The organism is Bacteroides sp. Ga6A2 (genome assembly GCF_000702225.1).
Classification (GTDB): domain Bacteria; phylum Bacteroidota; class Bacteroidia; order Bacteroidales; family Bacteroidaceae; genus Ga6A1.
Genome location: NZ_JNKX01000001.1, coordinates 197514 through 211213, shown reverse-complemented (window position 1 = coordinate 211213; position 13700 = coordinate 197514). Strand labels below are relative to the sequence as shown.

Genomic DNA, 13700 nt, shown 5'->3' with positions numbered 1-13700 from the left:
GACATACAAATACTTATACCATAAAAACATCATGAGAAAATTTCTGTTTCTGTTGATAATACTCGCATCTACTGTTGCCAGAGCCGACGAGGGCATGTGGATGCTCAACAACCTTCCGGCTCAGACCGTTAAGCGAATGCAGAGTTTGGGGCTGAAACTCACTCCGCAGCAACTTTACAGCACGCAGAACGGCTCGCTTAAGGATGCCGTGGTTAGTTTCGGCGGATTCTGCACAGGCGTAGTAGTCTCGCCCGAGGGACTGGTCTTCACCAACCACCATTGCGGATTCGAGAGTATTCAGCAGCAGAGTAGCGCGGAGCACGACTACATAAAGAACGGATTCGTATCGCAGTCGTTCGAAGAGGAACTGCCAATCGAGAATCTGTTCGTCAGTTTCCTTGTCTCGACACGCAACATTACTGCCGAGATGAACGAAGCAATAGGCAACTGCAAGAACGAGTTCATGCGCCAGCATATCATCGACTCCATTTCTGTAATAATACAGCAGAAAGAGGTGGAGCACGACCCCACCCTGCGCGCCGAGATAAGTTCGTACTATCAGGGAAACGAGTTCTACATAAACGTGTATCGCGACTATACCGACATTCGTCTTGTCTTCGCTCCGCCGGCATCGGTCGGAAAATTCGGAGGCGAGAACGACAACTGGATGTGGCCGCGACAGACGGGCGACTTCTCCATCTTCAGAATTTATGCCGACAAGGACAACAAGCCTGCCGCCTACAGCAAAGACAACGTGCCGCTGAAGGCTAAGGCATACGCGCCCGTGTCGCTCGACGGATACAACGAAGGTTCGTTCTGCATGACCATCGGATATCCGGGCGAGACATGCCGCTACCTGTCGTCTTACGGCATTAAGGAGCGCATGGAATGTCTTAACCAAGTGCTCATAGACATGCGCGGTGTGAAGCAGCAGATATGGCGCAAGCACATGGACGCCAACCCTGTTGTGCGCATAAAGTACGACTCTAAGTATGATATCAGTTCTAACTACTGGAAGAACAGCATCGGCATGAACAACAGCATAAAGGAACTGCACATCATCGAAAAGAAGCAGGCTCTTGAGAAGGACTTGCACGAGTGGATTCAGAGCGACTCTACCCATTCGGAATACTATCGCAATCTTCTGCCTATCCTCGGAAAGGCTTACAAGAAAAGGAAGAACGACTATCGCACGCTGTTCCTCATAAACGAGGCTTTCTACGAGGGGTCCGACCTTCTGGGCATCGTCTTCACCTTACTAAATACCGATTTCAGCAACGACAACGAGAATCTTCAGCAGCAGATAAAGTCGATTGCCGACCGATACAACAACATGGACATCGACACCGATAAGGAGATTTTTGCCGCCATGCTGAAGGAATATGCCGAGCAGGTAAACTACAACGAGGCTTATCTGCCCGAGTGTTACAAGCGCATAAAAAATGATTTCAAGGGCGACTACAACGCTTTTGCCGACAACATCTACGCCGCATCTAATTTCAGCACGATAGACGGTTTGAGAAGACTTTTCAGCGGTACGCTAAAATGCGACATGAGCAAGGATGCCGCCTCTGAAATCTGCATTGACATAATGGTCAAGTTGTTCGAACTTCAGCAGAATATGGCTATCGCAACCGACATCATAGACAAGAACGAACGACTTCTGAACCGTTCTATGCGACTGATGCAGAGCGACAGACTGTTCTATTCTGACGCCAACTCAACCATGCGCATGAGTTATGGCGTGGTGGGCGGCTACGAGCCGAAAGATGCCATGGTGTTCGGCTACTATTCCACTCCGCGCGGAATTATCGAGAAATTCGAAAACCTCGGTCCTAAGAAAGACGGCAGCGGCGACATGCAGTATTTCGTAGAGCCTGAACTGATGAAACTGTACAAATCAAACAACTTCGGAAGATATGCCGACAAAAAGAGCGGCACTATGCAGTTATGCTTCCTCACAAACAACGACATCACAGGCGGAAACTCAGGCTCGCCGATGTTCAACGGCAAGGGCGAACTGCTCGGTCTCGCCTTCGACGGCAACTGGGAGGCAATGAGCAGCGACATCACCTTCGAGCCTAACCTTCAGCGTTGCATCGGCGTTGACGTGCGCTACATTCTGTACCTAATCGAGAAGTGGGGCAACTCACCGCGCCTCATCAACGAACTGAAAATCAGCGGCGAAACAAAATAATTTAAAAAAATATAAAAAATGATGTCACAAAAGCGCAACGCATGTGTCATCACTATGAAAGATGGAACGACAGGGATTCGAAAAGGAAGCAACGCGCCTCCGACCTATGCTCGTCAGATATGCCATCAGGATGGTGCACGACGAGGATAAGGCTGAAGATCTGGTTCAGGACACACTGTTGAAATTGTGGAACATTCACGACAGCCTGGAACAGTATCGCTCGGTTGACGCATTGGCTACAACCATAATCCGAAACCTTAGTCTGAATGCCATCCGCGACGACCACAAGGCCGATGTTGACGAAGACACGATGGCGCAGATTGCCGACACATCGTCGTTCGAGAACGACATGATGGACGCCGAGGAAACCTCGGAGGTGATGCGCCTTATCGGCCTACTGCCCGACATGCAACAAACGGTACTGAGAATGAAACACGTTGAAGGCTTGGAAATTGATGAAATCGCCCAGATGATAGGAAGCAAACCCGATGCCGTAAGACAAAATCTTAGTAGGGCACGAAAAAAAATAAGAGACCAATTCCTAAACCGAAAGATATAACCAATAATATGCCTATGGGTGATATTTTACATATTGACATCAACAATGTGGAACTCTACATTGACCGCTTTATGGAAGGCGAAACCTCGAATGACGAAGAAAAGGAACTCTACCGCTTCTTCGCCACCGAGAAAGACCTGCCGCAACACATAGCCCAGTACAGGGAGATGTTTGCATACTTCGAAAGCGGACTCGATGAAAGCCTCTCGGCACAAGCCCTGACCGAGGCGGAGCACAGCACAGCCAAGGTGGTACAACTTAAGCCGGTTGATACAAAGAAACCGAAGAAACGCATCTTCATGTTCGCCGCAAGCATAGCGGCAAGCATCGTGCTCATATTCGGCATATCATTCGGACTGCTAAAGAACGATGCCGACGAACTTTACACCTACGAAGGCAGTTACGTTATGCAGAACGGAAAGCGCGTAACCGACAAAGAGACGCTGAAACTGATGATTGACAACACGATGAAAGAGGCCGACAACATTGAAAAGCAAGTTGCACAGCTCTCTGAAATCAGCGACAAAGACGACAACATACAGAGCGTTATGGCAAGCAGCATCAACAACAGCGAGGCTCAGGCCAGAGTTAACGAATTCCTTAACGAAGACTAAAAGAAATGATTATGAGTATAAGTTCTAAAATATTGTCACTCACCGTCTGCATGTTCACCGCATTCGGACTGGAATGCAAGGCGCAGCAGAGCATCGAGAAACTGGTTAACAGCCTCGAAAAGAAAGAAGACATCTGCCACCTGCAGAACATTGTGAAGCGAGACCCTCGCACGCACAACATAGTAAAGACGGTGAAGAAGCTGACTATTGTCCATGCCGACAATACCACCTTCACAAAACTCTACAACGCCTTCCGCAAGGAGAGCGAGAATGCCAACGAGGTTTACAGCAGCAACTCGTTCAACTCAACAAGCAACACGCTTGTGTTCTACGGAAAGAAGAGCCGCAAGTTCATACAGATGAACAGTCAGGGCAGCACCATCGAACTTATTCTCATCAACAAGAACAACACCGATAGTCAGCCAAAGGAGCAGAACAGACAACAGCAGCCTCAGCCCGACTTTCCGTTCTTTAACATTAACTTCGACTTCTTCTCAAGGTAAAAGAAACGATATATAAAATCTGTAAAATGTTTTTCAAAATATAATCTCTAAACCTTAACCAACAGTATTTGAAATTTATAAGTAATTTTATGATCATGCTTGTTTTGGGCATAGCCGACCTGTGAAGGCCGGCTATGTTTTTTTCGTCCCTATTATAAAAATAATCAGTAAGTTATAACCGCTAATTCATAAATTAGAATTATCTTTGCACCCGATTATTTAATTTGTATAAAATATTGAAGACATTTGAAGAACTTGGTATCTCGGAGGAGATTCTCAAGGCAATTAAAGAAAAGGGCTACGAAAATCCAATGCCCGTACAGGAGGAAGTGATTCCTTATCTACTTAGTAACGAAAATGATCTTGTAGCACTGGCACAGACAGGCACAGGCAAAACAGCAGCCTACGGTCTGCCCGTTATCCAGTTGGTAAACCCGAAAGAACGCGTTCCACAGGCACTTATCCTGAGTCCAACACGCGAACTGTGTCTGCAAATTGCAGACGATCTTAACGATTATTCAAAATACATAGACGACTTGAAGGTACTGCCAGTATACGGCGGTTCTTCTATCGAGAGTCAGATACGTTCACTAAAACGAGGTGTGCAGATTATCGTTGCCACTCCGGGACGACTTATTGACCTTATCGAACGCGGCGTTGTGCATCTCGACAACGTTAAGCGCGTTATTCTCGACGAGGCTGACGAGATGCTTAACATGGGATTCACCGACAGCATCAACGCCATCTTCGAGCAGATTCCTGACGAGCGTCTGTGCCTTCTGTTCTCTGCCACTATGAATGCCGAGATTTCGCGCATTAGCAAGAACTATCTGCACAACGCTAAAGAGATTACCATCGGTACTAAGAACGAAGGCTCTGCCAACGTGTCGCACCAGTATTTCTTGGTTCATGCCAAGGACAAGTATCTTGTACTGAAGCGCATAGCCGACTTCTATCCCGACATTTACGGTATCATCTTCTGCCGCACTCGAGTAGAGACTCAGGAGATTGCCGACAAACTTATTCAGGACGGCTACAATGCCGACTGTCTGCACGGCGACCTTTCGCAACAGCAGCGCGACCTTACAATGCAGAAGTTCCGCCAGCACCGCACTCAGCTCTTGGTGGCTACCGACGTGGCTGCGCGCGGACTTGACGTTGACGACCTTACGCACGTTATCAACTACGGTCTGCCTGATGATGTTGAGAACTACACTCACCGAAGCGGACGTACCGGTCGTGCGGGCAAGAAGGGCATCAGCATCGCCATCATACACGTTAAGGAACGCCGCCATCTGCGCGACATCGAGAAGATTATAAAGAAGACTTTCGAGAAGGGAACAATCCCAACAGGAAAGGACATCTGCGAGAAGCAGCTCTACAACTTGGTGAACCAGATTGAGAAGGTTAAGGTAAACGAGGAGGAAATTGCTTCGTTCCTGCCAGAAATCTATCGCAAGTTCGACTGGCTCGAGAAGGAAGACATCATAAAACGCGTAGTATCGCTGGAGTTCAACCGATTCCTCGAATACTACAAGAATGCACCTGAGATTGAAGAGCCTTCTGAAAAGCGAGGCGCAGACAGAGACTCGTCGTCAAAGGGAAAGGGCGGCAAGCGCGACGGTCGCGACGGAAAAGCTCCACGCTCACGCAAGGCAGAAGAGGGCTTTACCCGTATGTTCATCAACCTCGGAAAGACCGACAACATAAACCCAGCAACTATCATCGACCTCATTAACAAGAACGTAAAGGGTCGCATCGAGATTGGGCGCATCGACCTTATGAAGAACTTCTCGTTCTTCGAGGTTGAGGAGAAGGCTACAAAGGATGTGCTCCGTGGATTCTCATCGTCTAAGGCTAAGTACAAGGACAGACGCATAAGCGTTGAGGTTGCCGATGCCGGCGACGACAAGGGCGCAGCAAGAGGCGGCTCGCGCAAGGGTGACAAGGGCGCACGCGGCAAGCAGAATGCCGAGAGCAAGCCGAAGAAAAAGAAGCCAAGTCGCGAGGAGCGCGGATACACCGAAATGCGCGGTCCTAAAAAGACAAAGGACGACTGGAAGAAGTTCTTCGAATAAATAGCAGAAACGAGTTACTGAAATAACACACACTTACTCGCAATCGCACCGATATCATTCGCGCGGTTGCGAGTTTTTTTGTTTTTTCTTGCATTATCCGCTATATTTTTCGTACAAAATCATTATTTTTGCATTACAGAACAAGCACTAAAAAAGCTAATGGCATGAAAAGACATTTATTCAGCATCATACTTTTACTTGGCTCATTGCGTTGTTATTCAGCGCATTGGACTTCAATTACGAAAGAAAACGCAATATCTCTATATTGCACCCTATTCGCATTATTTATTTTTCTGAACATTTATGCCATCTACAAAGCCTTTAAGAATAAAGATTTTTCTATCTCCAGACTAATAAAGAAATACCGTATCAGATTATGTCTGTTAGCAATATCTATTTCTGTATGTCTTGCCGTCTTTTATTACGAATATGACACCCCGGTATCAAGATTGGCTGTTCTGTTCTCGGTGCTTTATACAATTTCGTTTATAGCCTGGTACACTTGTAAAATACTAAAACACACTAAATTAGACGACAAGTTAGAAGAACTAGAAAAACATAATGATAAATTCAAATACTTTTAATTCTTCAACATTGTATTGAAATCTGTCAGAATTCTCAATTACTTAAAAGCCCCTAAAGAAAATCAATGAAATCATACATCGTTTACTTATGGTAACTTTTGAAATTCCCCAATAATAGTTAGTATGAGATATTTCTATGCGTTATTATTTGCGTGTCTGTTTTTACATTTGCACGCAAAAACCATGTCTATAGATTCTAATTTCGAAAGAAAAATTTATACCGACGTCGATACTGTTATCGTAAATTGCGATATCGAAGAGTTTAAACACCACATAATAGAGTGCTTTCCGAATGTAAGGTTTTATGGATGTGGCGGAAACGCCCCGTATATTTCTGATAATGGGATTCTTATGAATAAAAGTCGGACTTGTATATACTTGTCACCAAGCAATTATCCATACAAAAATGGAAAGTACAAATGTGGCAGAGGCATCAAAAACATATCAAAGTTTGCGTTTCAGCAGTCTGAGACGCTCTGCCGTATCGACTTAAACAACGTGAACAATATTGATGATGGGGCATTTGCGATGTGCAAAAAACTAAATGAAGTTCGTTTTCGTAAATCGATAAACAAAATAGGACGTTCAGCCTTCGCAAAATGTTCCAGTCTAAAAAGCGTATACATCAAAAATGTCGATTCTCTGATGTGCGCAGCATTTGTAGATTGTGTGGAACTCGAAGAATTATTTATCCCATCTTCGCACTTTGTTGATACATTCTGTTTTCTTAGGTGTACTGGAATAACAAAGGCTGTTCTTCCTTGTTGTCAATACGATGCAATGACTTTCGGATTTAGTTCTCCAAAACTTCAACATCTGTTTTTCGAAGGTATTCCTTCGTATAAAAACCGTTCTTACTTTATTGTCGATTCAATCCCATCAAACGCAGTTTTGCATGTTAAAAAGGGAACAATAGAGAAGTTTAGAAAGATGACGTATTTCTCGCAATTTAGCAAAACAAGGGAATACGAAAGCATCTCGAAGAGCGCATTTCGACGAATTAAGGCTGGCAAGCCAGCCGAATTAGTGGCTTTTGAGGAAGATTAAACCCAAAACGGTCATTAGAAAAAATAAGTAGCAAAATGTAAGTTGGTTTAATTATTCAGAGTCAATCATTAGCACTTTTTGCTTATATTTTTTATAGGCTCCGGATACTTATCTGAACATTATGTAAGGCAAAATTTCTAATGACCGATTTGGGTTAAAAAAACATAGGAGGAATATTGTTAAAGAGGAAAAAAACATGTCCTGCCGAATTTGTAATTCGCATTGTCGCAGAGCGACAAAAAGTTACTCGTGAAAATAATCTTGGAATTAATCTCGAACTCGCGTATTACGGCTTTTGCCGCTTCGCGACAATGTGAGTTGCAAACTCACGACATTGATGTTGCCGAATTCGGCAATACGGGGAAGATTATCAAATAGGAAATTGTCTATATACTATTTTTTGTGAAAAAAGTTATATGTCATTAGATCTACTTGATTCATTCTTTTCGGTATTTTTCCAGTCTTGATAAGTAAGATTCAGATTATATCCTATATCCATACTATCTGCATCATCAATACCGATATATATCCTAATAAGGTTTTTTCCTCATTAACAATGAAGTATATATCAACATCGTCCCCAGCGTTAGTTTTTCCCGTATCTGATATACACGTATATTTACTTTCTATTATGTCTTTTATATCTTTCATAAAAGACTCGCATACATCTCTGTCACCACTATAAAACTGCACACGTACACTATAAACATTCTTTGTTGAGGTATTATAGCTGATCCATATATCTGCAGACTGGTCAAAGAACGTACCTCTCATAACTCTGACTCCCGGTCCTGTATATTTATTTCTTGGAGATATAGTAAAACCTTTTGCAGTCATTTTGGCTGCAAAACTATTAATATTTCCATCAATAGGCACTCCCATAAATTTCAAGTGCTGACTATAAACAGTTACAGTCATCAATATGGCAAAAATTATCATTAATACCCTTTTCATAAAAATAGATATTTATCTGTTATTATTTATTCAATTAATACATGAGGCAAATCTCACGGTTCTTCCGATTTGCAAATCAACCGCCATCCTCGCACTCAATGATATAGCCATTTTCTAAACACAGTTTTGCAATAATGGTTTACAACGAGTGTGACCTGTTGAGAAGAACATTAGAACTACTCTATTGACATAAATATAAAAATTAGCCTCATTCATTTTTTATAAACATGCTTACTATAAAGCATAGTCTGTGAATCACTAAGAGCAAATTAACACAATATCCTTGACACCACCAAATTTTTTCACGGAATTGTAAAAAAACTTAAAAACGTCAACAAGAAGTTCCGTCCCGCAAGTTCAGTCGAATTTCAGAATTCGACAAAACAGAAATGGCATTCTAACGCTAAAAAAGACGGGAGCAACCTTTTGAGTCGTTCCCGTCTTTCTCTAAAATAATATCAAGGATTATTCTTTCTTGCCCAAGTTCTTGAAGGCATTGGCTGCTTCCTTAACGTTGTTTACGGTTGTCTTGGCAGCCTCCTTGGTCTCGTTCACCTTTTGCTGAGTCTCCTGAACCTTGGTGTTAACCTCTTCGGCCTTCTTGTTTACTGCACCGTCCTTGCCAACAGCCTTAGACACATCGTTTACTGCGCCCGATGCTGCGCCTGTAACGCCAGCTGCATCGTTCTTGCCGCTTGCAGCCTTAGCATCGTTATAGCGTGCCTTCAGTTTCTCCCACAAGGTCTTTTCCTGTTCAGTAGCCTCGCCGCTTTCAACCTTAGCCTGAATCTTTTCCATCTCAACCTTTGTCTCCTCTGGAGTAAGGGTCTCGACCTTAGCTGTATCAAGAAGTTCGTCTGGGTTCTCTGGAGTTACCTCTACGAGTGAGTCCTGAGCATCGCCAGCCTCAGTCTTCTGTCCACCACAAGAGCAAAGTATAGCCAAAGTAGCGGCTGTTAAAATCATTTTTTTCATTCCAATACTTCTTTTTTTGTCAGTTTAACAAGTTAATAATTATGTTTTATTCAGACAGAATGTCTGTCAGTTCGTCGAAGGTGTCTGCCACGCAGAACATTGTGCTGTACGGACAGTTGGCAAAGCCTTTCTGCTCAATATCGGCAAGGAGTTGTATAAGCGGATTCCAGAAGCCGTCGAGATTGTAGAGCACGGTCTTTTTGCCGTGATAGTTGAGCGAGCGCGCCGCCAAGGTGGTGAAAATCTCGTCGAGCGTGCCGACGCCGCCGGGCAGAGCCACGAGTATGTCGCTCTCCTGAATCATTATGTCCTTGCGGTCGCTCAGATTCTCGCACCTGAAGTTTACATCGAGGTCGTCGCTCACTATGTCTCTCTCTTCGAGAGCCGTGGGCACAACGCCCATCACCCTTCCGCCGCTCTGTTTAACTGCCGATGCCAGCGTTCCCATTGTTCCGCGGTTGCTTCCGCCGTAAACAAGCCACTTGCCGTTTGAGCCTATCCACTCGCCAAGCTGCTGCGCGGCGTCAAAATACTTCTTGTCAATCTTTACCGAAGATGAACAGTAAACTCCTATTCTTTCCATAGCGCAAACATAAATATTTTTTTCGGTATTTCAATAAAAAAATATCAAATATCTTAGTACCTTTGCAAAGTTTTTTTGAGCGCATTTAATGGATACACAATACAGTACTTTTACGCTTCCTAACGGACTGCGTATAATACACACCCCATCATCTACAAACGTTGTTTACTGCGGACTGGCAATAGATGCCGGCACGCGCGACGAGATGCCCGAGGAGAGCGGAATGGCTCACTTTTGCGAGCACATGGTGTTCAAGGGCACTACGCACCGCAAATCATGGCACATAATAAACCGTTTGGAGACGGTGGGCGGCGACCTCAACGCCTATACCAACAAGGAAGAGACGGTGGTGTATGCCGCCATTCTGAAGGAGCATCTGGCACGCGCCACCGAACTGATTGCCGATATTGTGTTCAACAGCGTTTTTCCGCAGAACGAGATTGACAAGGAGGTTGAGGTGATTCTCGACGAGATTGACAGTTACAAGGACTCACCCTCCGAACTGATTTTCGATGACTTCGAAAACCTGATATTCCAGAATCATCCGCTGGGACGAAACATCCTTGGCGACGAGGCTCTGCTGAAGCAATACACCACAGCCGATGCGCTAAGATGGACGGAACGCTTCTACACGCCCGACAACATGGTTTTCTTTGTGCGCGGCGATGTTGATTTCGACAAGGTTGTGAAGTTGGCGCAGAAGTACATGGGCGGATATGGCAACCAGACAGTAAACCATGCCATGTACGGTATGACTATTGAACAGCAGAGCGACTATCTGAAGGCACGCTCTGCCAAACGACGCAGCAAACCTCTGCCCTACTCTGCCCAGAACATCGTGATTGACAAGGACACGCATCAGGCGCATGTGATGATTGGCGGACGAGGATTCGATGCCTACGACGAGAAGCGCACGGCTCTGTATCTGCTCAACGACATCTTAGGAGGCCCGGGCATGAATTCGCGCCTTAACATCAGTCTGCGCGAGAAACGCGGACTGGTTTACAGCGTGGAGAGCAACATCACGAGCTACACGGATACGGGTGCATTCTGCATCTATTTTGGCTGCGACGAGCACGACCACAAGAAGTGCATCCGTCTGGTTAAGAGCGAATTGTTGAATTTGTGCAACAAACCTCTGTCTACCGCCGTTCTTGCTTCGGCAAAGAGGCAGATAAAGGGCGAGATAGGCGTTGCTACCGACAACTTTGAGAACACCATTCTGAGCGCGGCAAAATGTTTTCTGCACTACGGTAAGTTCGAGAGTCAGGCTAAACTTTTCAAGCGCATCGACAATCTGACTGCCGAGACGCTTCAAGCGGTGGCACAAGAGGTCTTTGCGGAAGATAAGATTTCGACGATTATATACACTTGAGAATTGACAATTCACAATTGACAATGGACTTAGAGAAAGTTGACAATTGAAAAAACTGAGATAAATGACAACTCACAGTTGACAATTAACAATTCATAATTGCCGAGGAGCCGTAAAGGATAATTATGATACGAATTGTTCTTTTTGTAAATATAAAATAGTGGCAAGGTACATCCAAGCAAGCTGAAAGGTACATCTATGGTACATCCAAGCAAGCTGAAAGGTACAGAGAAGCTATTCAAAGGATAGCCAAAAGGTTCTATGTTCGCCTAAAATCTTATGAAGGGCATCTATGGGTAGGGAAACTATTCATAATTCAATTATTTATCGAGTTCAGGATATCCTTGCCGACTGTCGATTTTACTATTACAGATGCTGAAAACCCGAATGAAACCCGAGACTATCCCGAATAATTCTTACAGTTCTTATAGACGCTGAAAGCGTCTTCGCTAAGTAACCGTAGGTCGGAACGACCTGCGGAATAAGACCAATAAACGGAAAGCACTCTGAAAGAGTGCCCCATCTGTCGCAATGGGCGACCGCTTTCAGGGTCGAAAATATCCATATCATTTCTGTCCGCAGATTCTACGAATACTGCGGTTACTGAGAGGTGACGCTTTCAGCGTCATTCCGAATAATCATTTCATGATACTCCCATTGTCGCAAAGCGGCAAAAAGATATGCGTAAAGTTTTTAGCGGTGGGAATTGCAAATTCCCATTTTTTCCAAAGCCGAATTCGGAAATTCGGCTTGACAGAAGACGGCTACCGCCCAAACCCAACCTTTCATTTTCTCTGAACCCATTTAATCTTTGGACAGCCTGCGGTCATTTCGGCCTTTTTATTGGCGTATTTCCAGTTTTTGCCAACATAGATTGTGGTTAGTTTTGAGCACTCTCCAAACATCATTGCCATACTGCCAGTCTTACGGGTGTCGAAACTGCCCAAGTCGATATTTGTCAGATTCTTACAGCCATAGAACATGGCTTGCATTGTCGATACATTTGCCGTGCTGAATCTGTTCAAATTGATGCGTTCAAGAGCGTCGCAACCCTTAAACATACCACTCATATCTTCGGACTTTTCAGTACGGAAGTGGCTCAAATCGAGTTCCTTCAGACTGCGGCAACCGGCAAACATCGTCTTCATGCTGGTTACGCTGCGCGTGTCGAAACTGCTGATGTCGAGGCTCGAAAGACTGCTGCATCCTTCGAACATGTCGTGCATATTCTCCACCTTTTCGGTATTGAATTTCGACAAGTCGAGAATCTTCACATTCTTGCAGTTGTCGAACATTCCGCTCATATCGGTCACGTTCCCGGTTTTGAAATTGCTTAGGTTGATGCTCGCAAAACCCACGCAGCCAGCGAACAAGCCGCTCATATTCTCAACGTTAGATGTATCGAAACGGCTCACATCGAGCGTCTTGAGCATCTTGCAACCGCAAAACATCATTCGCATATTCGCTACGTTTGTCGTGCTAAAACTGCTTACGTCAAGGCTCGCAAGACTTTCGCAGTTGCAGAACATCTTGCTCATATCCTCAACCATCGCGGTGCGGAAACTGCGCACATCAAGACTCGCAAGACTCGTGCAACCGTTAAACATCCCTGTCATGTTTTTCACCTTTTCGGTACTGAAACGGCTCACATTGAGAGCCTTAACATTCTCGCAGCCGTAGAACATCTCGCTCATGTCGGTTGTCTTCTGTGTGTTGAAGCCAGCCACTTCGAGCCTCAGCACGTTTGCACAGCAGAAAAACATCTGGCTCATGTCCGTTACGTTGCGCGTGTCGAAGTGGCTCACGTCTATGCTTTCGAGCTTGAGGCAGCGGTAGAACATGGCTCTCATGCTCGTTGTTGCCGAGGTGTTGAGAAATCTCAGTCCTTCGATTGCCGTCAGACTTTCGCAGTTCATAAACCACTCGGCGCACGTCTTGGGTCTGAAGCCGGCGAACGACTTGTCTATCACCACCTTTTCAAGCGTTTCCGGCTCGCCGAACTTGCTTATCAGAGCCTTCTCGTCTATTGCCACCGCCCCCCTCGGCAAACGGGCTGCATAGCCCAGCGTAAGCGTTCCTTTTGCCTTGTCGAAGATGCCATACGGCTTTTGTGCCACCGCGCTTTGCGAGATTATAGCCACAAATATGGCAAGTATTAGTTTTGTGATGTTGCTAATATCTTTCATGCTTTCTGAAATTACTGTTTATACTTAACGCCCGATTATTACGTC

Annotated in this window: 11 protein-coding genes; 7 read left to right on the top strand and 4 right to left on the bottom strand. The window is 45.0% G+C overall.

Annotated elements, in window-relative coordinates:
- Positions 1-31: 31 nt before the first annotated feature.
- The 6 genes from T538_RS0100835 (at position 32) to T538_RS0100805 (ending at position 7582) form a co-directional block, all read left to right on the top strand.
- Entirely contained in the window at positions 32-2197 is a 2166-nt protein-coding gene (locus tag T538_RS0100835; protein ID WP_031531703.1) for a S46 family peptidase, read from the top strand.
- Between the two features lie 61 nt (positions 2198-2258).
- On the top strand, positions 2259-2756 hold the full coding sequence (locus tag T538_RS0100830) for an RNA polymerase sigma factor (RefSeq protein ID WP_031531702.1): 498 nt from the start codon (positions 2259-2261) through the stop codon (positions 2754-2756).
- A 14-nt stretch (positions 2757-2770) separates the two neighbouring features.
- A complete protein-coding gene (locus T538_RS0100825; RefSeq protein WP_031531700.1) occupies positions 2771-3370 on the top strand; it encodes a hypothetical protein in 600 nt (199 codons plus the stop codon).
- Between the two features lie 5 nt (positions 3371-3375).
- Positions 3376-3873 (top strand): DUF5024 domain-containing protein, encoded by a 498-nt coding sequence (locus T538_RS0100820; protein ID WP_081834813.1) that lies wholly within the window; start codon positions 3376-3378, stop codon positions 3871-3873.
- 236 nt (positions 3874-4109) lie between these two features.
- Positions 4110-5951, top strand: a complete 1842-nt coding sequence (locus T538_RS0100815; protein WP_031531698.1) for a DEAD/DEAH box helicase — start codon at positions 4110-4112, stop codon at positions 5949-5951.
- A gap of 767 nt (positions 5952-6718) precedes the next feature.
- Complete coding sequence (locus tag T538_RS0100805; RefSeq protein WP_031531695.1) at positions 6719-7582, top strand: leucine-rich repeat protein; 864 nt, start codon at positions 6719-6721, stop codon at positions 7580-7582.
- Between the two features lie 489 nt (positions 7583-8071).
- On the opposite strand, the gene T538_RS0100795 is transcribed toward T538_RS0100805, so the two are convergent.
- The 3 genes from T538_RS0100795 to T538_RS0100785 form a co-directional block, all read right to left on the bottom strand.
- The gene (locus T538_RS0100795) at positions 8072-8536 is read right to left on the bottom strand and encodes a hypothetical protein (RefSeq protein WP_155992921.1); all 465 of its coding nucleotides are present in this window, start codon (positions 8534-8536) and stop codon (positions 8072-8074) included.
- A 465-nt stretch (positions 8537-9001) separates the two neighbouring features.
- Entirely contained in the window at positions 9002-9502 is a 501-nt protein-coding gene (locus T538_RS0100790; RefSeq protein WP_031531693.1) for a hypothetical protein, read from the bottom strand.
- Between the two features lie 55 nt (positions 9503-9557).
- The gene (locus T538_RS0100785) at positions 9558-10094 is read right to left on the bottom strand and encodes an LOG family protein (protein ID WP_031531692.1); all 537 of its coding nucleotides are present in this window, start codon (positions 10092-10094) and stop codon (positions 9558-9560) included.
- An 88-nt stretch (positions 10095-10182) separates the two neighbouring features.
- Here T538_RS0100785 and T538_RS0100780 point away from each other — a divergent pair, with 88 nt between their 5' ends.
- Positions 10183-11469: a M16 family metallopeptidase gene (locus T538_RS0100780; protein ID WP_031531691.1), complete on the top strand. Its 1287-nt coding sequence runs from the start codon at positions 10183-10185 to the stop codon at positions 11467-11469.
- Positions 11470-12254: 785 nt separating this feature from the next.
- Here T538_RS0100780 and T538_RS0100775 read toward each other — a convergent pair.
- Positions 12255-13655: a BspA family leucine-rich repeat surface protein gene (locus tag T538_RS0100775; RefSeq protein ID WP_051655777.1), complete on the bottom strand. Its 1401-nt coding sequence runs from the start codon at positions 13653-13655 to the stop codon at positions 12255-12257.
- Between the last annotated feature and the right edge of the window lie 45 nt (positions 13656-13700).

Excerpts from the sequence above, each read along its gene's own strand:
- T538_RS0100835 (WP_031531703.1), top strand. The coding sequence starts at position 32 with ATGAGAAAATTTCTGTTTCTGTTGATAATACTCGCATCTACTGTTGCC.
- T538_RS0100830 (WP_031531702.1), top strand. The coding sequence starts at position 2,259 with ATGGAACGACAGGGATTCGAAAAGGAAGCAACGCGCCTCCGACCTATG.
- T538_RS0100825 (WP_031531700.1), top strand. The coding sequence starts at position 2,771 with ATGGGTGATATTTTACATATTGACATCAACAATGTGGAACTCTACATT.
- T538_RS0100820 (WP_081834813.1), top strand. The coding sequence starts at position 3,376 with ATGATTATGAGTATAAGTTCTAAAATATTGTCACTCACCGTCTGCATG.
- T538_RS0100805 (WP_031531695.1), top strand. The coding sequence starts at position 6,719 with ATGTCTATAGATTCTAATTTCGAAAGAAAAATTTATACCGACGTCGAT.
- T538_RS0100795 (WP_155992921.1), bottom strand. The coding sequence starts at position 8,536 with ATGAAAAGGGTATTAATGATAATTTTTGCCATATTGATGACTGTAACT.
- T538_RS0100790 (WP_031531693.1), bottom strand. The coding sequence starts at position 9,502 with ATGATTTTAACAGCCGCTACTTTGGCTATACTTTGCTCTTGTGGTGGA.
- T538_RS0100785 (WP_031531692.1), bottom strand. The coding sequence starts at position 10,094 with ATGGAAAGAATAGGAGTTTACTGTTCATCTTCGGTAAAGATTGACAAG.
- T538_RS0100780 (WP_031531691.1), top strand. The coding sequence starts at position 10,183 with ATGGATACACAATACAGTACTTTTACGCTTCCTAACGGACTGCGTATA.
- T538_RS0100775 (WP_051655777.1), bottom strand. The coding sequence starts at position 13,655 with ATGAAAGATATTAGCAACATCACAAAACTAATACTTGCCATATTTGTG.